Origin of the sequence: Aliishimia ponticola (assembly GCF_004803475.1) — a bacterium.
In the GTDB taxonomy this organism is placed as follows: domain Bacteria; phylum Pseudomonadota; class Alphaproteobacteria; order Rhodobacterales; family Rhodobacteraceae; genus Aliishimia; species Aliishimia ponticola.
On the sequence record NZ_SRKY01000002.1, the window covers coordinates 718,021 to 742,397 of the forward strand.

Below are 24,377 nucleotides of genomic sequence, written 5' to 3' on the forward strand. Positions count from 1 at the left end.
GCATGAGCGATACGTTCGACCCGACGATGCGGCCCGATCCCCTGCCCGAAGACAATGATCGCGCGCTGCGGCCCAAGGCGCTGGACGATTTCATCGGTCAGGCAGAGGCGCGGGCCAACCTGCGGGTCTTTGTCCAATCCGCGCGGTCGCGCGGCGAGGCGATGGACCACACGCTGTTTCATGGCCCGCCCGGTCTGGGCAAGACGACGCTGGCGCAGATCATGGCGCATGAGCTTGGGGTGAATTTCCGCATGACCTCTGGCCCGGTGCTGGCCAAGGCGGGCGATCTGGCCGCGATCCTCACCAATCTCGAAGCGCGGGACGTGCTGTTCATCGACGAGATTCACCGGCTCAATCCGGCGGTGGAAGAGGTGCTTTATCCCGCGATGGAGGATTTCGAACTCGACCTCGTGATCGGCGAAGGTCCGGCGGCGCGCACGGTGCGGATCGAATTGCAGCCCTTCACGCTGGTCGGGGCAACCACACGGATGGGGCTGCTGACGACACCGCTGCGCGACCGGTTCGGCATCCCGACGCGGCTGCAATTCTATACCGAGGATGAGCTTTTCGAGATCGTGAGCCGCAATGCAATCAAGCTGGGCGCGCCCGCCGATGAGGGCGGCGCGCGGGAAATCGCCCGTCGCGCCCGTGGCACGCCGCGGATCGCGGGTCGCTTGCTGCGCCGCGTGGTCGATTTCGCCGTGGTCGAAGGCGATGGCCGCGTGACGCAGGCGCTGGCCGATATGGCGTTGACGCGGCTGGGCGTAGATGGACGCGGGCTTGACGGCGCGGACCGGCGCTATTTGCGGCTGATCGCGGAACATTACGGCGGCGGACCCGTGGGGATCGAAACGCTTTCGGCGGCACTGTCGGAAAGCCGCGATGCGCTGGAAGAGGTGATCGAACCCTACCTTCTGCAACAAGGCTTGATACAGCGCACCCCGCGCGGGCGGATGCTGACGCAGGGCGCATGGCGGCATCTTGGGCTGGACGCACCAAAGGGGCCGTCCGACCTGTTTTCCTGACGGGAGTTCCTGAACCCGATTGCTTGCATGGATGCGCGCGCGGCTTTATCCCCTGCGCGGGCAAAATGCGGATCGGAGAACGCCTCATGGATGCGTCAGACATCGAACGATTGTTTCGCCGCGAGGACGGCTCCTATCTGTTTTCGCGCTGGGGGCGGCCCCTTGCCCCCGTCGTCTTCGGCGTGGAAGAAGAAACGCTGGGCGTCATCAAGGGCGCGGTCGAAGCGGTCTGCGCGCTTTGCGGTCACCAGATAAGCGAGACCGATCCCGAACTGGGTGCGAATTTCATGTGGTTCGTGATGCGCGACTGGCAGGAAATGCTGGATGTGCCGAATATGGACAAGCTGGTGCCCGATCTGGCCGACCTTGTGACGCGGTTGCGCGATGCGGATGCGAACCAGTACCGGGCGTTCCGCTTCGATGAGGATGGGGCGATTCAGGCGTGCTTCGTGTTCCTGCGGATGGACAAGGCCCTGTCCGAGATGCCCGCAGAATCGCTAGCGTTGAACCAGGCGGTGCAAAGCATTCTGCTGTGGTCCGATCTGGCCTTCCGCGACAGCTCGCCGCTTGCCATTGCCGATGGCACGACGGTGCTGCGCCCTGACGTCGCGGCGGTCATTCGCGCGGCCTATGATCCGGTCTTGCCTGTGATGGCGCAGGATGCGTCCCACGCGATGCGCTTGGCGGCGCGGGTGTCTCAGGCGGAGCGCACGGCACCGCATTGACGCGGCTGCCATTTCGTCGCCGGGTTGGGCGGAACTGCCCGAAGGACGCAGCGAAACGGTTGTGCCCGGCCCACGGCTCGGGGGATATAGGGGCGCGATCCCCCGGCAACCGCAGGAGCCACCATGTCAGAGCCGCATAGTTTCCCGGTCACCGTCTATTATGAAGACACCGATATGGCGGGCATCGTCTATTACGCCAATTACCTGCGCTATATCGAGCGGGCGCGTTCGACCATCGTGGAAGAGCTGGGCTTGGACCAGCGGGCCATGCGCGAGATGGATATCGTCTTTGTCGTTACGCGGGTGGAGGCGGACTATGTCTCCTCGGCGCGGCTTGGCGATCGGCTGACGGTGCAAACGCGCCATTATGCCAAGGGACCGGTGCGCTGGATCTTCGAACAGGAAGTGCTGCGCGGCGACACGTTGATCTTCAAGGCGCTGGTGACAGCCGCGACAATGAGCACCGGCGGCAAGCCCATGCGCCTTCCGGCGGAACTTCGCTCAAGGCTTGGCGGGTGATCGGCGGACATGACGCCGAAGTGATGGTCTTCCCCTGACTTTCTTGCTAGATTCGCGCTAACAACCGGGCAAAACCGGGCCATAAAGCAAGAGCAGGCAGATGGAAGCAGAGACCCTGGCGCTGGCACAGGAGATTGATTTCTCCTTGTGGAGCCTTTTCATGCGCGCCACCCTTACCGTCAAACTCGTCATGATTGCGCTGGTTGCAGCGTCTGTCTGGGCGTGGGGCATCATCATTCAGCGAATTGTCGTCTACCGCGCGGCGCGGGCCGAAGCGGCGGCGTTCGACGCACGTTTCTGGTCGGGTGACCCGCTTGACGGGCTGTTCGACGAGATCGGGCCAGACCCTTCCGGGCGGGCCGAGAGGGTGTTCAGCGCCGGCATGATCGAATGGCGCCGGTCGCATCGCGACGATGGTGGCATGATTGCCGGGGCGACGGCGCGCATCGACCGGTCCATGGATGTGGCGATCCAGAAAGAGGCCGAAGATTTGCAGCGCGGGCTGACGGTGCTGGCGACCGTGGGGTCTTCTGCGCCGTTCATCGGCCTGTTCGGGACCGTGGTCGGCATCATGAACGCCTTCATCGAAATCGCAGAGCAGCAGAACACCAATCTGGCCGTTGTTGCACCCGGTATCGCCGAGGCGCTGCTGGCCACCGGGCTGGGGTTGCTGGCCGCTATTCCTGCGGTGATCTTCTATAACAAGCTGAGCGCTGACAGCGATCACATCATCGCCGGGTACGAGGCGTTCTCGGACGAGTTCGCGACGATCCTGTCGCGGCAGTTGGACGGGTAAGCCCATGGGCGCAGGCGTCATCAAGTCGGAACGCAGTGGCTCGCGGCGGCGTCGGCGGCGGGCACAGCCAATGGCAGAGATCAACGTCACGCCCTTCGTGGACGTGATGCTGGTGCTGCTGATCATCTTCATGGTGGCCGCGCCGCTGTTGACGGTGGGCGTTCCGGTGGAATTGCCCAAGACCGCTGCCGGGGCCTTGCCCGCCGATCAGGAAGAGCCGCTGACCGTGACCGTCACCGCCGATGGCGGGGTGCAAATCCAGACGGCTGAGACAGCGCGCGATCAACTGGTGCCGAAACTGCGCGCGATTGCGGCGGAACGCAGTTCGGACCGCGTGTTTTTGCGGGCGGATGGGGCGGTGCCCTATGCGACCGTGATGGAGATCATGGGCGCGCTCAATGCGGGCGGGTTCAGCAATATCGGGCTGGTGACGGATATCGGCGGCCCGACATTCGATGGTCGGGATGGGTGAGTCGGTTTGGACACCGGAACCAAAATCTCTTTGGGCGCGCATGCGCTGCTGCTGGGCTGGGTTCTTGTCGGACCCGTCTTTCGCGGTGAGCCATTGCCAATGATGGTGCAGGACGTGTCTGTCGTGTCGGCCTCTGATTTCGAGGCGATGCAGGCGGCATCCGCGCCGCCGCAAGCCGCCCCTGAAATCGCAGAGGCCCCCGAAGCGCCCGCCGCGCCCGAGGCTGTGGCGGAGCCTGCGCCGGAACCGGTGGACCCCGCGCCCGCGCCGGAGCCGCCAAGCGAACCCGCTGCCGAACCAGAACCGCCTGCGCCGCCCGCCGAGGATGTCGCTGTCCTTGCCCCGGAGCAGGACACGCCGGTTCCGCAACAGGCCGACCGGATTGCGCCCGTGCCCGTGGCCGAACCCACGCCCGAAGCGGTGCCCGATGACACGCCGCAAGAGACCGTGACCGAAGACAGCACCGGCGATGTGCCTCAGCCACCGCAAGAGGCGACCGCCCCGCCAGAGGCGACAACGCAGATCGTGACAGAGGCGGATGAGCCTGCCTCTGCGCCGCCCTCTGCGCCGTCGGCCAGCCTGCGCCCGCGCTCGCGCCCCACGCGTCCGGTGCAGACGGCACAGCCCACGCCCGAGCCAGCCCCGGCCCCGCAGGCCGAACCAGAGACCCCGCCGCAGGAGGCAGCTGAAAACGTGGCCGACAGTATTGCCGCTGCCGTGGCCAGCCAGGTTGCCCAGCAACAGACCACTCCCGGCGCGCAATCGGGGCCATCCGGGCCACCGCTGACGGCGGGCGAATTGGGGGATGTCAAAGCCGCGATTGGCAATTGCTGGTATATCGGCACGCTGTCGACCAGTGCGCAGGGCACGATCATCACGGTTGCCATGGATATGAACCCCGATGGCAGCGTGATTTATGAGACGCTGGAACTGATCGGGTTCGAGGGCGGCTCGCAGCAGGATGCCAATGTGGTTTATCGGTCCGTGCGCCGTCTGATGAACGATTGTGGACGCAAAGGCTTTCCGCTTCCCCGTGACAAATACAATCAATGGCGCAAACTCGAAATGCGGTTCAATCCGGAAGGGATGTTTCTGCGATGAAAAGACTGTTTGGAATTCTGGCCTGTTTGTGCGCCCTGTGTGCGGGTGTTGCGGCCTATGCGCAGCAGCCGCTGCGGCTTGATATTACCCAAGGGGTGATCGAACCGATGCCCTTCGCGGCACCGGCCTTCGTGGCGGAGAACGCGGCGGGCGCTGATTTGGCCGGGGATATCGCGCGCGTGGTGTCGGATGACCTTGTCGGTACGGGCCTGTTCCGCGAAGTGCCGGCCTCTGCCCATATCAGCACGATCACCGATTTCGCCGCGCCGGTATCCTTTCCCGATTGGAAGGCGATCAATGTGCAAGCGCTGATCAGTGGCGCTGTGTCTGTCTCTGGTGGGCAGGTGACGGTGAAATTCCGTCTCTTCGACGTGGCTTCGGGGGCCGAACTGGGCCAAGGGCTGCAATTTGCGGGCACCACGGAAGGCTGGCGGCGCATGGCGCATAAGGTGGCCGATGCGGTTTATACGCGGATCACGGGCGAGGGCGCGTATTTCGACACGCGGGTCGTTTTTGTCAGCGAAAGCGGCCCAAAGGATGCGCGGCAGAAGCGGCTGGCGATCATGGACCAGGACGGCGCGAATGTGCAGTACCTGACCGATTCCAGCGCGCTGGTGCTGGCCCCGCGCTTTTCGCCAACCGGGGACCGGGTGCTGTATACCAGCTACGAGACCGGATTCCCGCGCATTTACGTGCTGGATGTCGGATCTGTGCAGCGGCGGGTGCTTGAAAGCGCGGAAGGGACGATGTCCTTTGCGCCACGCTTCGCGCCAGACGGGCAGCGGCTGGTCTATTCGCTGACGCAGGGCGGCAATACCGACCTTTACTCCATGGATATCGCCACCGGACAGTCCACGCGCCTGACCTCGGCACCGTCGATTGAAACCGCGCCCAGCTTTTCACCCGATGGCAGCCAGATCGTCTTTGAATCCGACCGGTCAGGCACGCAACAGCTGTATATCATGCCGGCTTCGGGCGGCGAGGCGAAGCGGATCAGCTTTGGCGAAGGGCGCTATGGCACGCCGGTCTGGTCGCCGCGCGGAGACCTCGTGGCCTTTACCAAGCAGAACCGGGGCCGGTTCCATATCGGCGTGATGCGCACCGATGGCTCGCGCGAGCGTTTGATTACCGCGTCCTTCCTTGATGAGGGGCCGACATGGGCACCCAATGGGCGGGTTTTGATGTTCCACCGGGAAACGCAAGGCGCGTCGGGACGTTCCACGCTGTATTCCGTCGATATCACGGGCCGCGCGCTGCGCCAGATCCGTACGCCCGATGGCGCGTCGGATGCCAGCTGGGGCCCGCTGCAATAGCTTTTAACGCGGCGCGCGTCATGATAGACTGGGCGTCAAACAAGAAAGAGGCGAGAGCAATGAAAATGACCTCCAAGACGGTCCTGCTGCTGGGCGCGCTTGCGCTGTCGGCCTGTACCGATCCCGCCCGTCTGGGCGGCGCGGATGCCACCGCTGGCGGGGCCGGAACGGCCGCAAACGCAGGCATCGTTCCGGGCAGCGCGTCGGACCCGACGTCGCCGGCATATTTCCAGCAGTCCATCGGCGACCGCGTTCTGTTCCCCGTGGACCAGTCGAATTTGACCGCCGAAGGGCAGGCCACGCTGGACGGGCAAGCCGCTTGGCTGATGCAGAACGTGGCCTATACGGCCGTGATCGAAGGTCACGCCGATGAGCAGGGCACACGGGAATACAACCTTGCGCTGGGCGCACGCCGCGCCGACACGGTGCGTAACTATCTGATCTCCAAGGGGGTTGCGGGCAACCGTCTGCGCGTTGTGTCCTATGGTAAGGAGCGTCCGGCGGAAATCTGTTCCGAGGAAGCCTGCTATGCCAAGAACCGCCGCTCCGTCACGGTGCTGGCCGCTGGGTTGACCGGGTAAGCCGATGCTGCGTTTCGCGATTGCGTTCAGCCTGCTTGCCGCGCCAGTTCTGGCGCAGGACGACCGGGCACAAAGCCTTGCCGACATCCGGCAGGAAATGACCGTTCTTTGGGTCGAGGTGCAAAAGCTCAAACAAGAGCTGAACACGACGCAGGGCGCGTCTAGTGTGGCGACGCAAGGCTCCGCACTGGATCGTCTGGCCGCAATCGAAAGCGAAGTGCAGCGTCTGACCGCCAAGGCCGAAGAGATGGAATTCCGCATCGACCGGGTCGTGACCGATGGTACGAACCGGATTGCGGATCTTGAGTTCCGCCTGTGCGAACTGGAGACGGGCTGCGACATTGCCACGCTTGGCGATACGCCGACCCTGGGCGGCGCGTCCGAGGCGGGGGCCGCTGCGCCCGCCCCGACGCCGGTGCCACTGCCGGAAAGCGGACCGCAATTCGCCGCCACGGAAGAGGCGGATTTCCAGCGCGCCGAGGATGCCCTTGCAGAGGGCGATTATACAACTGCGGCCAAGCTTTACGCGACGTTCAACCAGACCTATCCGGGCGGGCCTTTGGCCGCCGCTGCGGAAATGGGCCGGGGTGAGGCGTTGGAACAGCTGGGCGACACGCGCGAAGCGGCGCGGGCCTTTCTGGCGGCCTTCTCGGCGAACCAGACCGGCCCTGAGGCACCGATGGCACTGGTCCGCCTTGGTGCCGCGCTGGGGCAGCTTGGCCAGACCAACGAAGCCTGCGTGACCTTGTCCGAGGTCAGCGTGCGGTATCCCGGTGCGGTGGACGCGATTTCCGACGCACAATCCGCGCGTGCCGCTATCGGGTGCTCGTGACGGGGCCAACGCTCGATCAGCGGTTCGCCGAAGCGATGGGCCAGCTTCTTGGCCCGGACTTTCCAGACCATATCGCGTTGGCGGTGTCGGGCGGCGGCGACAGCATGGCGATGCTGGCCCTCGCGCAGAACTGGGCGCATCGCTGGGGTGTCGCGTTCAGCGTCGTCACCGTGGATCACGGGCTGCGCCCGGAAAGCGCGGATGAGGCGCGGATGGTCGGCGCATTCTGCGCGCAGATCGAACGACCGCACACGGTTCTCGAATGGCGATGGGACGGCACGGGCAATCTTCAGGATGCCGCCCGGCGCGCGCGGCTTGACCTGATCGACGGCTGGCGTGGCCCAATTCAGACCGTGTTGATGGCCCATACCAGCGATGACGTTGCGGAAACTTTTCTGCTGCGTTTGGCGCGCGGCTCTGGCGTCGAAGGGCTGTCCGCCATGGCACCGATGCGCCGCGCGCCGCAGGGCTTTCACATCCTGCGTCCCTGTCTGGGCATGAGCCGCGCCGAACTGCGCCACTATGCCCGCGTCTTGCAAGTGCCATGGGCGGATGATCCCAGCAATGAGGACGCGAAATACGACCGGTCGCGGGCGCGGGCGCTGCTGGATCGGCTTGACGTGCTGGGCTTGTCCCGTGACGACATTCTCGCCACGGCGGGACGGATGCGCCGCGCGGCCGTGGCGCTGAATGCGCGCATGATGAGCGTCGCGGAAGAAGTCGTGACCGAACGCGCCGGGGCGTTGCTGCTGGACCGCACCGGCTTTGACCGGGTGGAGCGCGATACCCAGCTTCGGCTACTGGCGGCGGCCTGTATGTGGGTCAGCGGGGCCGAGTATCGTCCGCGCGCATCGGGGTTGGAAGGGCTGCTCGACCGGCTCACCAGCGGCGGGGCGGGCACGCTGATCGGCGCACAGATCGAGAGCCGGGCCAATGATTATGTCGTGTTCCGCGAACCCGCCGCCGTGCGGGATTTGCGCGCGCCAGTGGGGCAGCTTTGGGACCGGCGGTGGGCGGTGAGCGCGCCGGATGCCTTGGCGGCAGCGCAGGGGCTGGAGATTCGCGCCCTCGGCGATGCGATTTCCGACTGTCCCGATTGGCGCGAAACGGGGTTGCCGCGCGCCGCGATTATCGCGTCTCCGGCGATTTGGCAGGGGGCAGAGCTTGTATGTGCCCCATTGGCCATGGCAAAGGCCGATTGGGCCGCGCGTATTGTCACCCCATTCGCAACTTGGGCGCTTTCGCATTGAATGGCGGGCCGGGATGGCTATTTTAGTACGAACACAGGGCGGCACCGGTCGCCCGTGATCCAATGACAGGAGAAATTTCTTGGGCAACGCACGCAATATCGCCTTTTGGGTCGTCTTGTTTCTGCTGATCCTGGCGCTGTTCAACCTGTTCTCCGGTTCGGGCAGCACGCTGCAAAGCCGCGAGATGCGCTATTCGGAATTCGTGGAGGCCGTTGAGGCCGGTCAGGTTTCCGATGTGACGATCGACGGTGAACAGGTACGCTTCCGCCGGGGCGAGACGGACTATGTGGCGATCAAGCCCGAAGATGCAGAGGTCACCGACCTGCTGCTGGCAAACGATATCCCCATCCGAGCAGAACAGCAGGAGCAATCGGGCTTTCAGGCCTTCTTGCTGAGCCTGCTGCCGTTCCTGCTGCTGATCGGTGTCTGGATCTACTTCATGAACCGGATGCAGGGTGGCCGTGGTGGCGGGGCGATGGGCTTTGGCAAATCACGCGCCAAGCTGCTGACCGAAAAGCAGGGCCGCGTCACGTTTGACGATGTGGCGGGTATCGACGAAGCCAAGGAAGAACTGGAAGAGATCGTCGAATTCCTGCGCAACCCGCAGAAATTCTCGCGTCTGGGCGGCAAAATCCCGACAGGGGCGCTGCTGGTTGGCCCTCCGGGGACCGGTAAGACCCTGCTGGCCCGCGCCATTGCGGGTGAGGCGGGTGTGCCATTCTTCACGATTTCCGGCTCTGACTTCGTCGAGATGTTCGTGGGTGTCGGCGCCAGCCGTGTGCGCGACATGTTCGAGCAGGCCAAGAAGAACGCGCCGTGTATCGTCTTCATCGACGAGATCGACGCCGTGGGCCGTCACCGTGGTGCCGGTTATGGCGGCGGTAACGACGAGCGTGAACAAACGCTCAACCAGCTTCTGGTGGAAATGGACGGGTTCGAGGCGAATGAAGGTGTGATCATCATCGCCGCGACCAACCGTAAGGATGTTCTGGACCCCGCGCTGCTGCGTCCGGGCCGCTTTGACCGTCAGGTCACGGTGCCGAACCCGGATATCAAGGGCCGCGAAAAGATCCTGAACGTGCACGCGCGCAAAGTGCCGCTTGGCCCGGATGTGGACCTGCGCATCATCGCGCGCGGCACGCCCGGCTTCTCTGGCGCCGATCTGGCCAACCTTGTGAACGAGGCGGCGCTGATGGCGGCGCGTGTCGGGCGGCTATTCGTGTCGATGGTCGATTTCGAAAGCGCCAAGGACAAGGTCATGATGGGCGCAGAGCGCCGGTCGATGGTCCTGACCGACGATCAGAAGGAAAAGACCGCTTATCACGAGGCGGGCCATGCCATCGTCGGGATGATGCTGCCCAAATGCGATCCGGTCTACAAGGCGACGATCATTCCGCGCGGTGGTGCGTTGGGGATGGTGATGAGCCTGCCGGAGATCGACAAGCTGCAACTGTTCAAGGATGAGGCCGAGCAACGCATTGCCATGACCATGGCAGGAAAGGCGGCTGAAATCTTCAAATACGGGGAGGACAGCGTGTCCTCTGGCCCGGTTGGGGATATCCAGCAGGCCAGCCAACTCGCGCGGTCGATGGTCATGCGGTACGGCATGTCGGACAAGGTCGGGAATATCGACTACGCCGAAGCGCATGAGGGCTATCAGGGCAATACCGGTGGCTTCTCTGTGTCGGCGACGACCAAGGAACTGATCGAAGAGGAAGTGAAGCGGTTCATCGACGAAGGGTATGAGCGCGCTTACAACCTGATCAAGGATCACGAGGTTGAGTTCGAACGCCTTGCGCAGGGCCTGCTTGAATACGAGACGCTGACCGGCGACGAGATCAAGCGCGTCATGGCTGGTGAGCCGCCGCAAGACCCCGATGATGACGAGCCGGAAGACACCGGCAGCGCACCATCCGTCACGGCGATTCCGAAGACGCGGAAGAAGCGCTCTGACGGGTCCTCTGGCGATCCGGAGCCGAAGCCGATCTAAGGCGGCGCAGCTACAACAGAAAAGCAAATATCCCGGCATCTGATCCTAGATGTCGGGATTTTCTTTGCCAAATCAACAGACCGATCTAGCATGCAGCGGGGTTCAGATCGGAGTTGCCCATGCCTGCATTGATCGAAACATCCTTCACCGGCCAGATCACGTGGCTCGGGCAGGTGCCGGAAGAGGGCGAGTCCATTCGCGCCCAGGCCGTGTCCGAACTGGAACTGGATTTCACCGGTCCCGTGGGGGAGCGCCATGGCGGGCTGACGCGGCCCTCTTGCAGTCGGGTGCTGAACCAATATCCCAAACGCGGCACCGAAATCCGCAATGTGCGGCAATTGTCGGTGTTGTCGGCAGAGGAAATCAGCCTGATCGCCCGTGAGGTTGGGTTGGATGAACTGGACCCGCAGCTTCTGGGGGCAAGCATGGTGCTGTCCGGCATCCCGGATTTTACCAAGGTGCCGCCATCCTCGCGGTTGCAATTCGCATCGGGCGCGGTGCTGACCATTGATATGGAAAACCTGCCCTGCCATCTGCCCGCGCGCGAGATCGATAGCGATCATCCCGGCCATGGCAAACCGTTCAAAGCGGCGGCCCGCCAGCGTCGAGGTGTGACGGCCTGGGTGGAACATCCCGGCAGCGTTGCGATCGGGGACAGCTGCACGCTTTATATCCCGGGGCAGCCTGTCTGGCCGCATCTGGACGCGGCGCGCAAGGGTGGCTGAGCGTTCTTCGCGTTCGTGTCGGCGCGCTGCATGACGGCGCCGCCACTCCAAGATCGGGCTGCATCTGGAACACGCCTTCGCCGCCAGCACCCGCGGCACGCTGGTCGCCACCAATGTGCGCCTGCACGCGGCGCTTGGCCCGGTCGACGCTGTCGCAGCACAGATCAACGCCTTGAGCGGCGGCCATGCCTGATCCCGGCCCAGATCGCGCAAGATGCCGAAATGAAACGATCAACCGCCGTTTCGCCGCAATAGCGGCAGGAAATGTCGGAATACGCGCGTGCCGGAGCAGCGGCGGGCCAGTAACATTTTTGCTGAGGAACAGCTGACGGGGAGACAGCGACATGCCATTCAAAACAGATATCGAAATCGCGCGCGGTGCGAAAAAGAAACCCATTCAGGAGATCGGGGCGGCTCTTGGCATCCCGGATCAACACCTGCTGCCCTATGGGCATGACAAGGCGAAGGTCAGTCAGGGCTTCATCAATTCGCTTCAGGACCGGCAGAATGGCAAGCTGATCCTTGTGACCGCGATCAATCCGACCCCGGCGGGAGAGGGCAAGACCACGACGACCGTGGGTCTGGGTGACGGGCTGAACCGGATCGGCAAGAAGGCGATGATCTGTATCCGCGAGGCGTCGCTGGGTCCGAATTTCGGGATGAAGGGCGGGGCTGCGGGCGGCGGTCATGCGCAGGTCGTTCCGATGGAGGATATGAACCTGCATTTCACCGGGGATTTCCACGCGATCACCTCGGCCCATTCGCTTTTGTCGGCGATGCTGGATAACCACATCTATTGGGGCAATGAGCAGGGCATCGATATTCGGCGGGTCCAATGGCGCCGGGTGGTCGATATGAATGACCGGTCGCTGCGTCAGATCACGTCCTCGCTGGGCGGTGTGTCGAACGGCTTCCCGCGCGAGGATGGCTTTGACATCACGGTGGCGTCCGAGGTCATGGCGATCCTGTGCCTGTCGAAGAACCTTTCGGATTTGCAGCAGCGCCTTGGTGACATGATCGTGGCCTATCGCCGGGACAAGTCGCCGGTGTTCTGCCGCGACATCAAGGCCGATGGCGCGATGACGGTGCTGTTGAAAGATGCGATGCAGCCCAACCTTGTGCAAACGCTGGAAAACAACCCCGCCTTCGTACATGGCGGTCCCTTTGCGAATATCGCGCATGGCTGCAACTCTGTCATTGCGACGAAAACCGCGCTGAAACTGGCCGATTTCGTCGTGACCGAAGCGGGTTTCGGGGCCGATCTTGGGGCCGAGAAATTCATGAACATCAAGTGCCGCAAGGCCGGGCTGGCCCCCGATTGCGTGGTGCTGGTGGCGACTGTGCGTGCGATGAAGATGAATGGCGGTGTCTCCAAGGCCGATCTGGGGGCGGAGAACGTCGCGGCGGTGAACGCTGGCTGCGCCAATCTGGGCCGTCATATCGAAAACCTGAAATCCTTCGGGGTGCCGGTGGTCGTGGCAATCAACCACTTCGTCACCGACACCGAGGCCGAAGTGCAGGCAGTCAAGGATTTCGTCGCAGAGCAGGGGGCAGAGGCAATCCTGTCGCGCCATTGGGAGCTTGGCTCGGAAGGGTCGGCAGAGCTTGCGGCGCGGGTGGCGGAAATCGCCGAAGCGGGGGAATCGCAATTCGCGCCGATCTATCCCGATGACATCAGCCTTTTTGAAAAGATCGAGACCATCGCAAAGCGCATCTACCGCGCCGATGAGGTTCTGGCCGACAAGAAGGTGCGCGATCAGCTCAAGCTTTGGGAAGAGCAAGGCTATGGGCATTTGCCGGTTTGCATGGCCAAGACGCAGTATTCCTTCTCGACCGATCCGGGGCTGCGCGGCGCGCCGACAGGGCATAGCGTTCCGGTGCGCGAGGTACGGCTGTCCGCTGGCGCGGGCTTTGTCGTCGTCGTCTGCGGAGAGATCATGACCATGCCCGGACTGCCGCGCGTTCCGGCGGCGCAAAGCATCTGCCTGAACGAGGATGGCGAGATCGAAGGCCTGTTCTAAGGGGCGCTCAGCGGGTCGACCTCGGCGGGCGTTTGCCTTACGGGAAGGGCGCGGCCGGAACATCGGCCCGCCAGCCCCCCGATCTGGAATGCGAAAGGAACGGATGCATGAGCGCGACAGTCATCGACGGAAAGGCCTTTGCGGCCACGGTACGGGAGAAAGTGGCAGCCCATGTGGCGCGGCTGAAGGCAGATCACGGTGTGACACCGGGGCTGGCCGTAGTGCTGGTTGGCGAAGATCCGGCCAGTCAGGTCTATGTCCGTTCCAAGGGGAAGATGACCGTCGAAGTCGGCATGAATTCCTATGAGCACAAGCTGGACGTCGACACATCGGAGGCCGATCTGCTGGCGCTGATCGACCGGCTGAATGGCGATCCGGACGTGCATGGAATCCTCGTCCAGCTTCCACTGCCGGGACATCTGGACGAAGACCTTGTCATCAACGCAATCGATCCGGCGAAGGATGTGGACGGCTTCCATATCTCCAATGTGGGGCTGCTTGGGACGGGACAGAAATCCATGGTGCCCTGCACGCCGCTGGGCTGTCTGATGATGCTGCGCGCCCATCATGGCGATCTTTCCGGCATGGATGCGGTGGTCATTGGCCGGTCCAAGATCGTCGGCAAGCCGATGGCGCAGCTTTTGCTGGGCGATAGCTGCACGGTGACCATCGCGCATAGCCGCACCAAGGATTTGCCGCAGGTCGTGCGCCGCGCCGATATTGTTGTCGCTGCCGTGGGCCGTCCTCAGATGGTGCCGGGCGATTGGATCAAACCGGGTGCAACGGTCATCGATGTGGGGATCAACCGTATCGACGCGCCGGAAAAGGGCGCGGGCAAGACGCGGCTTGTGGGCGATGTCGATTACGACAGTTGCGCCGCCATTGCCGGGGCAATCACGCCGGTTCCGGGTGGGGTCGGGCCGATGACCATCGCCTGCCTTCTGGCCAATACGGTCACGGCCTGCTGCCGCGCGAACGGCTTAGCTGAACCCGAGGGGCTGACCGTCTAAACAGGCGCAGAGGCAGGCACAGGCACCATGGTGCCTTGCAGGACGGCAATGCAGGTTTCCGCGCCGTCCTCGCCCTGGGCAAACACCTCGGACGTGACAACGACCATCCTGCGCCCGGCCTTGACGACTCGTCCGGTTGCACGAAGCCGTGCGCCGCGACCGGGAGACAGCAGATTGATCTTTATCTCTGCCGTCACGACCTCCTGATCCGCTGGCAACATGGTAAGCGCGGCATAACCCGCCGCACTATCGCCAAGCGCGAAGGTCAGCCCAGCATGGGCAAAGCCTTGTTGTTGCAGCGCATTCTCGCCAATGGGGGAAGAGATGGTTACGCTTCCCCTTTCCACATGATCGATCTGCGCGCCAAATGTCGTCATCAGGGATTGCTTGCCGAAGCTCTCGCGAATGCGCGCGGCGTTGGGATCAGACATGTGTGTCACTCCGATGTCGGGTCTCAGCTGTGACCGGCGGCAAGCGTAATGCGGCTCAGCCGGTTCGAGGGGATCATGACGACGCCGAACATGAAACACAACGTCGCCATCAATTCAGTCACGCGGGTCACCTATCCGCTTTGGGTGCGTGTGGCCGCGCTGGTCGTTCTGGCGTTTGCGCTGGCTGTGTCCGGCCCGTTCGGCACTTTCGGCACAACCGGTTTCGCAGTCCGATTGCTGTATTGGGGCGGTGTGGTGCTGGCGCTGGCAGGCGTTGCGATGGCCGTGATGCGCGGTGTGCGGTGGCTTGGCGTCGAAACCCCGTCCCGCCGGGACGCGGCCGTGATTGCCGGGTTCGTTCTGGGATTTGTGCCGATCCTGTATCTTTGGACACGCGCGGTGCTGCCGCAGCCGGTTTACGACCGTCCGGACCTGTTCGCGCTGGCAATCTATGTGGCCAGTGTTACGGCCTTGGTCCGACTGGTTGCGCGGCTTTTGCCACGCCTCGCGGTTCAATCCGCCCAGCCGGTTCATGCCCCTCCCGCAGCGCCCCAGGCGCCCCGGCTCAGGCGCCATCTGCCCGATGCGTTTCCCGATGCGATCCTGCGCCTTTCTGGCGAAGGGCATTACGTGCGCGTTGTGACGACGGATGCCGATTGCACCATCCGTATGCGCCTGAGCGATGCGGTCGAAGACATGCAGGGGTTCGACGGCGTCTGGACCCATAGATCGCACTGGGTGCTGCGCAGCGCGGTGGTCCGGTCCGGCTACCGCCGCGGCAAGCCGGTGCTGATCCTGAAGAATGGCGACGAAGTTCCGGTCAGCAGCACCTATGCGCCGGATTTGGAAGCGGCCGGCCTGCTTGAGCCGCGCGGCATGGCAACCGCCAGTGCCTGACGCCCGGTAAGGATCGCCAAGGCGTCCGGCCCGAACAGTGCATCAAGGACGGGATCATGGCTCGCCAAACCGCCGGTATAGGTGCCGTAGGCGGGCAGGATCAGGCGGTCCCGATCCATTAGAAAGGCGGGCCGGGTCACGGTCTTGGCGCGGGTCCGCAAATGGACCTTCGGGTGATAGTGACCCGAGATTTCGCCTTGTGATCCGGGCTCGGCGATATGCCGGAACAGCAACGGGCCAAGGGGTAACTCCGCCAGATGCGCCCCGCCCAGGGCGACGGGGCCGGGGTCGTGGTTCCCCTCAATCCAGTACCAGCGGCGCCCCGCCTGCAGCCGCGTAATCTGCAACCGCGCGCTTTCGGGCAAAGCCTCTGCCGCACCAAGGTCATCGAAACTGTCGCCAAGGCAAATCACGGTCTTGGCTGATGTTGCGTCCAGGTCTGCCGCCAGACGATCCAGCGTGTCCTGGGTTTCATAGGGGGGCAGGTGGGTGCCGCCGCGCCGCGCGATCCGTTCGGATTTGCCCAAGTGCAGGTCGGACACGCAAAGCAGGCCGCGCTGCGCCCACCACAACGCGCCCGATGGCAGGGCGGTCAGCGCCGCGCCGGAAAAGGTGAAACTGTGCGAGTTCATGCTTTGTTCATTGCGTGAAACGCAGCTGGTTTCAATAGGGAACGCGCCAGACCGGTTTGACGATCTGTTCCGTGATCCCCGCATCCGCCAGCAGCTTTTCGGCCTCTTCTGCCAGCAGACGTTCTTCGGCCAGCCCCTTGATCGGCACCCGGCCCGGTTCCAGAAACAAGGGCGCGGCCAGCGGGGTGATCCGCCCCGGTCGTACATGATCGATCCGCCCCGCCGTGCGCGCGGCCATCTCTTCGATGCGTCCGAAATCGACCAGCCCGCGCATCGCTTCTTCCCGGGTGATCTGCATCATCAGGTGGTCTGGGTCGTATTTCAGCAGGGTATCGTAAAGGATGTCCGAGCTGAAAGTGGCCTGCCGCCCGGTCTTGCGGGCAGAGGGCGTGTTACGCTCGATAAGCCCGGCGATAGTGGCAGAGGCGCGAAAGGTGCGCTTCATCACCGCGTTCCCGGCCAGCCACATGTCCAGCCCCGCCCGCAACGCGTCGATGTCGAAAAGCGGCGCAGGGTCGGGAACCTGATCCAGCCCCCAAATCAGCGTTGCATAATCGGTGGCGACAAAGCCAAGCGGCGCCAAGCCTTCTTCCTCAAGGCGTTTCGACAGCAACAGGCCAAGCGTCTGCATCGCATTGCGCCCGGCGAATCCATAGACAACCGTGTTTTCGCGCCCGTCATGGGGAAAACTTTCCACCAGCAGCCGCCCCGGTTCCGGCAGGCGCGACAGATCGCGTTGCAGCGCCAGCCAATCGGCAGTGTGCGGTGGCAGTTCCGGCCAGCTGGGCTGCTGAAACATCCGCAAGATGCGGTCCGACAACTGGGTCGAGGTGGCGAATTTCGTGCCCATGAAGGTTGCGATCTTGGGCTTCTTGTCGGCGCGGCGCGTGACCTCCACCGTCATTTGGTTGAGGCCCTCGTATCGGACGATTTCGCCGCCGATCAGAAAGGTGTCGCCTTGGGAAAGTGAGGCGGCAAAGCCCTCTTCGATCTCGCCCAAGGGCTTGCCGCCACGGGCCCGTTTCAGGCGGACCTTCAGCGTGTCGGTGTCCTGAATGGTGCCGATATTCATCCGGATGTGTCGTGCGCTGCGCGGGTCGCGCAATTGCCAAAGGCCGTCCGCGCGTTGCAGCAGGCGTTGCCACTTGTCATAGGCGCGCAGCGCGTAGCCCCCGGTGGCACAGAAATCGAGACAGGCGTCATACTCGGCCCGCGTCAGATCGGAATAAGCCCCCACGGTCCGAAATCGCGCATAAAGCTGATCGGCGTCGAACGGTCCGGCGGCAGCAGTGATCAGGATATGCTGGCACAGCACATCACGTGGTCCGCGCCCACGCGGTTCTCCATCCAGATCACCGGCCCGAACCGCATCCAGCGCCGCAACGCATTCGACGACCTCGAACCGGTTGGCCGGCACGAGCAGCGCCTTGGAAGGCGCATTGTACCGGTGGTTCGCGCGCCCGATCCGCTGCACCAGACGTTTCACGTTCTTGGGCGCACCGATTTGAATCACCAGATCGACATCGCCCCAATCAATCCCCAGATCGAGGCTCCCGGTGCAGACAATGGCCCGCAAATCTCCGCGCACCATGGCCCGCTCGACTCGCTCGCGCTGTACCCGGTCCAATGATCCATGATGGATTCCGATCGGCAACGCGTCCTCATTGGCGAGCCACAGGTTATGAAAGAAGATCTCTGCCTGCGCGCGGGTGTTGTGGAAGATCAGCGTGGTCTTGTGCTGTTTCACCTGCTCCAGAACCGCAGGCACCGCGTATTTCGCGCCCCCTCCGGACCAAGGCGGGGCCTCCTCCGTCTCCAGCATGGAAATATCGGGTGCAGGGCCGGGATCGGCTGTCAAAATCTCGCAGGGGTCCGGGTGGCGGGCCAGAAGATGCGCAATCGCAGCCGGGTCATCCACGGTCGCAGACAGACCCACGCGGCGCAGATCGGGGCGCAGTTCCTGCAATCGGGACAGGGCCAGAAACAACTGATCCCCGCGCTTACTCTCCGACAGGGCGTGGATTTCATCCACGATCACCCGCTTCAAACCAGCGAACATGCGCGGCGCATCCTCATAGGACGTCAGCAGCGCAAGGCTCTCCGGTGTGGTCAGCAGGATATGCGGCGGGTCCGCGCGCTGCCGCCGCTTCCGGGTGGCCGATGTATCCCCGGTACGATCCTCGATCCGAATGGGCAGGCCGATCTCTTCCACAGGCCGGCGCAGGTTGCGCTTGATATCGGCGGCCAGCGCCTTCAGCGGTGAGACATAAAGCGTATGAAGCCCCTGATGCGGCGTTTCGGCCAAATCGGACAGCGTGGGCAGAAACCCGGCCATCGTCTTGCCCCCGCCCGTGGGCGCAATCAGCAAAACCGCCGGGGCATCGGCCCGCGCCACCATGGCCTGCTGATGCGGATGCACCTGCCAGCCCTGTGTTTCGAACCATTGGGTGATGACTGCGGGAATTTCCATAAGGCCATAGATAACCCGCCGCAGCGGAAGATCAGCCCCTGACCGCTTCGCTTGTTCGAAAATACTTTGGGGGACGGCTCCGAAGGAGCCGGGGGGCAACGCCCCCTGAAACATGACTTGCGCGGCCCGAAGGCCGCGCGCCGGTCATCTTACGATGTCCTCGTCCTTCACGAACATATTCGCCCAAGCGCGGTCGATCAGGTCTGGCCGCATCTGATAGGGGATGCCCTCGAAGTCGCAGATCGACTTGATCTGATCGATCAGGAAGTTCGGCTGATAGTTGGCGTAAACATTGTCGATGGTCGGGTATTTCACCTTCAACAAATGCACGAGCGAAGCTTCGTCGAGCGGCACGCCCTTTTTGCGCGCCACCATCGCAAAGATTTTCAGGAAGTTTTCCTGGTTCGGGCCATCGATCTTGATCTTGAAGAAGATCCGGCGCAACGCGGCCTGGTCGAAGATCTCGTTCGGGTGGAAGTTGGTGGAGAAGATGACCAGCGTATCGAAGGGCACTTCGAACTTTTCGCCCGATTGCAGGGCCAGAATGTCCTTGCCCTCTTCCAGCGGAACGATCCACCGGTTGACCAGGGATTGCGGCGGTTCAGCCTGACGGCCAAGGTCGTCGACGATGAAGATGCCGCCGGTGGATTTCAACTGCAACGGCGCCTGATAGGTTCGCGCGGTCGGGTTATAGACAAGGTCCAGCATGTCGAGGCTGAGTTCACCGCCGGTGATCACGGTGGGCCGTTCGCAGCGGACATAGCGTGTGTCAAAGCGGTTGCCGGTACGGCGAAGCGCGTTGGGGTCGTCCAGCTGCTCTTCTGCTTTCGAGTGAACGATCGGGTCATAGACCGTAATCACCTGACCCGCGAATTCGATGGCGCGCGGCACATAGACCTTGTCGCCCATCGCGTCGCGAATACCGTTGGAAATGGACGACTTGCCGTTGCCCGGCGGGCCGTACATCAGGATCGACCGGCCAGAACCGACAGCCGGTCCAAGATGGTCCAGCAGGCTGTCGGGCAGGATCAGGTGCCCCATCGCGCCGGTCAGTTGCTCTCGGGTGATCTGGATGTTGCGGATCGATTGGCGCTTCACCTGTTCGCGGTAGACGTCCAGCGGCACCGGCATCGCACCGAAATATTCGGACTGGGCCAGCGCGTCGAGGGCGCGTGTCTTGCCCGCATCCGTCAGTTGATAGCCCATCTCGTTGCCGGATGTGGCGGACAGTGTGCCGGTGGCCTCGATCAGCTTTTGGTCGCGTCCGATGTCGACCAGTTCCTGGGTCACAGGCGTTGGCAAACAGATTGCGCGAGCCAGTTCGCTGACAAGGTCGAGGTTCTTGCGGAACATCGTCTTGAGAAGAATGTCCCGCATCATCACGACGGGCAGCTTCATGTCTTCGATACGTTTGGGCGCAGGGGGCGCCACGACGTTGGAAACTTGCATATTCATTGGATCGGGCCTGCTCTTGCCTTGGATCGGTGTCATTGGCCGAAACTGGCTAACCGCTTCGGCCCGCATCCTGATGGCAGAGCATTATGACCCGAATATGGCGCCAAGGCAGAGATATATGGCCAATGTACCCCCAAGTGAGAGGCCCATCGGGAACTCCCAACCCTTTTCCCAACTGGCCCAATGCGGTGCCAGCTTGCGCAGGGGCGTATATTTCGCGATCCGGTGCGTGGCGACCGCTGCAAGCAGGTTCGCCATGAGAATGATCAACAGCAGGCGAAAATCGCCCAAAGCGATGTAAGGGGCCGCGGCGGCGGCGAATTTGGCATCGCCCGCACCGACCGCACCTGCGGCATTCAGAACGATCCCGAACAGCAGCACGATGACCAGTTGGGCCAGCCGCCAGGCATAGGCGTCAAAGGGCAGGGCGATCAGGCCCAGCACGAGGAACAGCCCACCCAGCAGGATCACCGCTTGATTGGTGATCCGCATTTCGCGCAGGTCGGTGAAACAGACGTAGAAGCAGATGGGGAGCACGAAGGGCAGATAAATCCACGCTTCGTGCTGCGTTAGCGACATCATCCCGCCGAGACAGTGTCTTCAAGCGCGCGCAAGGCCCGGACCGCCGCTTCGAAATGCTGCGGGTGGGTTTCGATTGCGTCACGCAGCAATCCCTTGCCGGTTTCCACATCGCCTTGCTTGATCGCGGACAGTGCCATCGTGTGCAGCAGGTGCGCGCGTTCCGTCTGGTCCATCTCGACCACGGGCAGGGTGTAGTTCCGCTGCGCCGCGCGGGCCAGAACGAGGTTGTTCTTGGCGGTGAACAGGGACGGATCGGATTTGATCGCATCGCCGAACAGACGCTCTGCCGATTTGTATTCGCCGCGCGTCAGTTTCGAATAGCCCCAGTTGTTCATGACACCGGCCGGGCGTGTCGTCAGGCCCACGGCGGTCTCATAGAAGCTGTCGGCCTTCTTCCATTCCTGCTTGCTGTCAGCGACCATCGCCTCAAGCCGGTAACGCTTGAATGTCTCATGGGTGGGCGGGATCGCGTCGAGGATCTTTTCCGCAGTGGCCCAGTCACCCGAGCGGATCAGCGCGTCCGCATAATCGACGCGGTCATCATCGGTCGCGTCTTCAAGGGCCACGGTCTTTTTCCACTGCGCCGCGCCTTCGGTGTTGCGCTTGGCGCGGATGAGGGATTTCGCGAGACCGCGGTGCCCGTCAACGCGCTTGGGATGCTCTTTCACCACGCGGGTGAAATAGGTCACGGCCTCGTTCGGGTCCGCGACGGTCAGCATCACGTCGTTGAGATTGCTCTCATCGATGACGTTGACGTCCTGGAACGCCCGGTCCACCGCCTGATCGCCATTATCGGCGCAGGCGGACAACATTACGGCACTGCTGATGCAGAGGGAAACTAGAATGGGTCGGCGCATTTTTCTGCGTCCTTTTGCTGCTCTTGCCTCGATCATGGTGTCTTGCGGATCTTGTAATCAGCGGTCCCGCGTCGCACCAATTTGTATCCATTTTCTTGATCTTGCCCCGAAGTATGGCCGAATTCGTCCGTTTTGGACAGGGCCAATCTGAGGTTGTTGCGGATCTCATCCGTCTGCCCGTTATCGAGCGCGTAACCCTTTCGGAACACATTGGCCGCCTCAGCGGTCCGGCCCTGTTCCATGAGAGTCACGCCGAGATTGTTGTAAAGCTCAGGCCAGTCAGCCTCTTTTTCCAGCGCCAGCCGGAACATCCGCTCGGCCTGGTGCAAACGCCCCAGACCAAGATTGGCGGTGCCCAGACCCAGCAAGATTTCAGCGTCTGTCTCGCCGCGTTCCAAGGTTGCGCGGGCAAAGGCACGCAACGCCAGTTCGTATTCCCCGGCATTGATCAACCGGTGCCCCACTTCGACGCCATCCTGCGCGGTGGCAAGCCGGTTGACGCCGGGTGCGAACACGCCGTCGCCGCGCGCACCAAGCCCCTGCGCGCAAGCCGCGCACAGGCTTAGGAAAGCCACAAGCGCCATAGCGCGCACCGGCCGGATTCCGGGGTGCCTGTTAGTCATTCGAAACTGCCTGCTCTCTTTTTTGCTGAAGCTTTCCGGAAAATACCGAAAAAGCAAAGAAAAACCGCGCCGTGAAGCGCGGTTTTTACAGGCTGTGTTCTGGGGGACTCGCTATTTGGACATGTTGCCCAGCTGCGTGATGCCGTGGACCGAGGGGCCAACAAGGATGACCAGAAGCGGCGGAACCGTCAGCATCATTGTCGCCAGCGTCATCTTGGTGGGCAGCTTGTTGGCGGCCTCTTCGGCGCGCATAACCCGCTTGTCGCGCATTTCCGACGCGTAGACGCGGAGCGCTTCAGAGATCGAGGTACCGAAGGTCGCGGATTGAACAAGCACGGTCACAAAGGACGACACGTCCTGAACGCCGCACCGTTCGCCCATATCCTGAAGAACCGACGACTTGTCTTTACCGGCCTTCATCTCGTAGCTGACGATCTCATATTCGTCAGCCAGCGCCGCGCAGGAAGCGCGCAGTTCCTTGGCCACGCGGGTGATCGCCTGATCCAGCGATTGGCCCGCTTCCACGCAAACCAGCATCATGTCGAGACTGTCGGGAAAGCCCTGCGTGATCTGTTCCTTACGCTCTTCCACGCGTTTGGTGATCCAGTATTTCGGCAGGTAATACCCGATGAAGCCGGGGCCAAGCGCGTACATGACCATTTTCTGGGTGCCGACTTCCGCCGGGTCGCCGATGAAGAAGGCCACATAGGTCACGCCGGCAATCAGGCCGACAATGCCCAGAACGAACTGCGCCGCATGGTACATGAGCACCGCGTCCTTGGCCTGATACCCGGCCTGGCGCATGGTCAGTTGCAGTTTGCTCAGCTCTGCCACGTCCTCGGGTTCGAGGAACTTGGAAAACCGCTCAAGCTGTTCGTTCCGGCCACCTTGGCGCAGGCGTTCTTTTTCGCCCTTCTGGGTGGTGCCGGCCTTGGCACTTTTTTTCAGTTTTTCCAGCGGGTCTTCGGGTTGTGCCAGCATCATGGAGACGGTGATCGCCACGATGACAAGGCCCAAGACCCCGACAAGGATGATCGGACCGAGATCGCCCAGATACTCAACCAGGAAGTCGTTGATCGTTTTCAAGAAACCCATGGAACGAACCCTTAAACTTTAATGTTGGTCAGAACGCGCATCACGTAGAGGTTCAGCGCCAGCATGATGCCCACGAAGAAACAGGCCGGAATGAACATCGCGTGATCGCGCACTTCGTCGTAGTAATGCGGGTCAGAGACGTTGATCACGATCAGCGCCACGACGGGGAAGGCGGACAGGAATTTGCCGGACCACTGTGCCTCGGCGGTGATGGCTTTCACACGGCGGAACAGGCGGAAGCGGGCCCGGATCACCTTGGAAAGACCGGCGAGGATTTCCGCAAGGTTACCACCCGATTGCTGCTGGATCGTTACGGCCACGGCGAGGAAGCGCAAATCCTGCATGTCCAGCCGTTCGGCCATGTCCTTGAGCGCCTCGCCCACATCGCGGCCATAGGCGCTTTCGTCCGAGATAACGCCCATCTCGGAGGCCAGCGGATCCGCGACCTCCTTCGAGACGATGGAAATGGCGGAAGAGAAGGGGTGGCCGACGCGCAAGCTGCGCACCATCAGTTCGATGGCGTCGGGAAGCTGTTCTTCGAGCATCGACAGACGTTTGTTCGCCTTGGACGACACCCAGAAATAGACGCCGCCAACACCGATGCCGATCGACATCAGAATGCGCACGGGCGGTTCGGTCGCGGTGCCGATCGACAGGCCGATGAAGGCGACGAATGACACACCGACCATGATCAGGATCAGCTGTTTGGGCGTAAATGCGATGGCCGCTTTCTGGGCCTTATCCGCCAGAAGGGAATAGAGCGGGATCGACCGCGCACGCATATGCTGCTGCATTTCCTTGCGCAGCTTTTCCAGCACCTCGTCCCGGGAATTGCCCTTGTTGAGCATTTCCAGCCGCCGGTTCACACGGCTGTTGAGGCTGATGGATTTGCCGAAGGCGACCAGATAGATGCCCTCGACCAGTACGAGGACACCGATGAAGATCAGGCCGTAGATGATTGGTTCTGCACTCATT

Annotated in this window: 24 protein-coding genes; 15 read left to right on the forward strand and 9 right to left on the reverse strand. The window is 62.7% G+C overall.

Features of this window, described 5'->3' with window-relative positions; all coding sequences use genetic code 11:
* Positions 1–2 precede the first annotated feature (2 nt).
* The 14 genes from ruvB (at position 3) to folD (ending at position 14,360) form a co-directional block, all read left to right on the forward strand.
* Complete coding sequence (gene ruvB, locus E4Z66_RS09830) at positions 3–1,025, forward strand: Holliday junction branch migration DNA helicase RuvB (RefSeq protein WP_136462812.1); 1,023 nt, start codon at positions 3–5, stop codon at positions 1,023–1,025.
* An 86-nt stretch (positions 1,026–1,111) separates the two neighbouring features.
* On the forward strand, positions 1,112–1,750 hold the full coding sequence (locus tag E4Z66_RS09835; protein ID WP_211097132.1) for a hypothetical protein: 639 nt from the start codon (positions 1,112–1,114) through the stop codon (positions 1,748–1,750).
* Positions 1,751–1,873: 123 nt separating this feature from the next.
* On the forward strand, positions 1,874–2,269 hold the full coding sequence (locus tag E4Z66_RS09840; RefSeq protein ID WP_136462814.1) for a YbgC/FadM family acyl-CoA thioesterase: 396 nt from the start codon (positions 1,874–1,876) through the stop codon (positions 2,267–2,269).
* A 100-nt stretch (positions 2,270–2,369) separates the two neighbouring features.
* The gene (tolQ, locus tag E4Z66_RS09845) at positions 2,370–3,065 is read left to right on the forward strand and encodes a protein TolQ (RefSeq protein ID WP_136462815.1); all 696 of its coding nucleotides are present in this window, start codon (positions 2,370–2,372) and stop codon (positions 3,063–3,065) included.
* 4 nt (positions 3,066–3,069) lie between these two features.
* On the forward strand, positions 3,070–3,537 hold the full coding sequence (tolR, locus tag E4Z66_RS09850) for a protein TolR (protein WP_136462816.1): 468 nt from the start codon (positions 3,070–3,072) through the stop codon (positions 3,535–3,537).
* A gap of 6 nt (positions 3,538–3,543) precedes the next feature.
* A complete protein-coding gene (locus E4Z66_RS09855; protein ID WP_136462817.1) occupies positions 3,544–4,638 on the forward strand; it encodes a hypothetical protein in 1,095 nt (364 codons plus the stop codon).
* The gene (tolB, locus tag E4Z66_RS09860) at positions 4,635–5,951 is read left to right on the forward strand and encodes a Tol-Pal system beta propeller repeat protein TolB (protein WP_136462818.1); all 1,317 of its coding nucleotides are present in this window, start codon (positions 4,635–4,637) and stop codon (positions 5,949–5,951) included. The genes E4Z66_RS09855 and tolB overlap by 4 nt, the downstream gene beginning before the upstream one ends.
* Before the next feature lie 59 nt (positions 5,952–6,010).
* A complete protein-coding gene (pal, locus tag E4Z66_RS09865) occupies positions 6,011–6,532 on the forward strand; it encodes a peptidoglycan-associated lipoprotein Pal (RefSeq protein WP_136462819.1) in 522 nt (173 codons plus the stop codon).
* Between the two features lie 4 nt (positions 6,533–6,536).
* Positions 6,537–7,364: a tol-pal system protein YbgF gene (gene ybgF / locus E4Z66_RS09870; protein WP_211097133.1), complete on the forward strand. Its 828-nt coding sequence runs from the start codon at positions 6,537–6,539 to the stop codon at positions 7,362–7,364.
* Entirely contained in the window at positions 7,355–8,614 is a 1,260-nt protein-coding gene (gene tilS, locus E4Z66_RS09875) for a tRNA lysidine(34) synthetase TilS (RefSeq protein ID WP_246035957.1), read from the forward strand. The genes ybgF and tilS overlap by 10 nt, the downstream gene beginning before the upstream one ends.
* A 79-nt stretch (positions 8,615–8,693) precedes the next feature.
* Complete coding sequence (ftsH, locus tag E4Z66_RS09880; RefSeq protein WP_136462820.1) at positions 8,694–10,604, forward strand: ATP-dependent zinc metalloprotease FtsH; 1,911 nt, start codon at positions 8,694–8,696, stop codon at positions 10,602–10,604.
* A gap of 119 nt (positions 10,605–10,723) precedes the next feature.
* Positions 10,724–11,329 (forward strand): MOSC domain-containing protein, encoded by a 606-nt coding sequence (locus E4Z66_RS09885; RefSeq protein ID WP_136462821.1) that lies wholly within the window; start codon positions 10,724–10,726, stop codon positions 11,327–11,329.
* 344 nt (positions 11,330–11,673) lie between these two features.
* The gene (locus E4Z66_RS09890) at positions 11,674–13,350 is read left to right on the forward strand and encodes a formate--tetrahydrofolate ligase (protein ID WP_136462822.1); all 1,677 of its coding nucleotides are present in this window, start codon (positions 11,674–11,676) and stop codon (positions 13,348–13,350) included.
* Between the two features lie 107 nt (positions 13,351–13,457).
* Positions 13,458–14,360 carry a bifunctional methylenetetrahydrofolate dehydrogenase/methenyltetrahydrofolate cyclohydrolase FolD gene (folD, locus tag E4Z66_RS09895; RefSeq protein ID WP_136462823.1) on the forward strand — a complete coding sequence of 301 codons (903 nt, stop codon included), beginning with the start codon at positions 13,458–13,460 and terminating at the stop codon, positions 14,358–14,360.
* On the opposite strand, the gene E4Z66_RS09900 is transcribed toward folD, so the two are convergent.
* Positions 14,357–14,791, reverse strand: a complete 435-nt coding sequence (locus tag E4Z66_RS09900) for a PaaI family thioesterase (RefSeq protein ID WP_136462824.1) — start codon at positions 14,789–14,791, stop codon at positions 14,357–14,359. The two genes, folD and E4Z66_RS09900, sit on opposite strands and share 4 nt — an antisense overlap.
* Positions 14,792–14,866: 75 nt before the next feature.
* On the opposite strand from E4Z66_RS09900, the gene E4Z66_RS09905 reads away from it, so the two are divergent.
* Positions 14,867–15,688, forward strand: coding sequence for a LytTR family DNA-binding domain-containing protein (locus E4Z66_RS09905; protein ID WP_168797770.1), 822 nt, complete (start codon positions 14,867–14,869; stop codon positions 15,686–15,688).
* Here the strand turns inward: E4Z66_RS09905 and pdeM are convergent.
* From pdeM to E4Z66_RS09945, 8 genes are all read right to left on the reverse strand, one after another.
* Positions 15,622–16,320, reverse strand: coding sequence for a ligase-associated DNA damage response endonuclease PdeM (gene pdeM, locus E4Z66_RS09910; protein ID WP_136462826.1), 699 nt, complete (start codon positions 16,318–16,320; stop codon positions 15,622–15,624). The two genes, E4Z66_RS09905 and pdeM, sit on opposite strands and share 67 nt — an antisense overlap.
* Before the next feature lie 31 nt (positions 16,321–16,351).
* A complete protein-coding gene (locus E4Z66_RS09915; RefSeq protein WP_136462827.1) occupies positions 16,352–18,790 on the reverse strand; it encodes a ligase-associated DNA damage response DEXH box helicase in 2,439 nt (812 codons plus the stop codon).
* Between the two features lie 144 nt (positions 18,791–18,934).
* Positions 18,935–20,245: an ATPase gene (locus E4Z66_RS09920; RefSeq protein ID WP_136462828.1), complete on the reverse strand. Its 1,311-nt coding sequence runs from the start codon at positions 20,243–20,245 to the stop codon at positions 18,935–18,937.
* Positions 20,246–20,329: 84 nt separating this feature from the next.
* Positions 20,330–20,827 (reverse strand): prepilin peptidase, encoded by a 498-nt coding sequence (locus E4Z66_RS09925; RefSeq protein ID WP_342773447.1) that lies wholly within the window; start codon positions 20,825–20,827, stop codon positions 20,330–20,332.
* The gene (locus tag E4Z66_RS09930) at positions 20,824–21,684 is read right to left on the reverse strand and encodes a tetratricopeptide repeat protein (RefSeq protein WP_136462830.1); all 861 of its coding nucleotides are present in this window, start codon (positions 21,682–21,684) and stop codon (positions 20,824–20,826) included. Before E4Z66_RS09930 ends, E4Z66_RS09925 begins: the two co-directional genes overlap by 4 nt.
* 32 nt (positions 21,685–21,716) lie before the next feature.
* Positions 21,717–22,268, reverse strand: a complete 552-nt coding sequence (locus tag E4Z66_RS09935) for a tetratricopeptide repeat protein (RefSeq protein WP_136462831.1) — start codon at positions 22,266–22,268, stop codon at positions 21,717–21,719.
* A gap of 150 nt (positions 22,269–22,418) precedes the next feature.
* Entirely contained in the window at positions 22,419–23,402 is a 984-nt protein-coding gene (locus E4Z66_RS09940) for a type II secretion system F family protein (protein ID WP_136462832.1), read from the reverse strand.
* An 11-nt stretch (positions 23,403–23,413) separates the two neighbouring features.
* On the reverse strand, positions 23,414–24,376 hold the full coding sequence (locus E4Z66_RS09945) for a type II secretion system F family protein (RefSeq protein ID WP_136462833.1): 963 nt from the start codon (positions 24,374–24,376) through the stop codon (positions 23,414–23,416).
* Position 24,377: the final 1 nt, after the last annotated feature.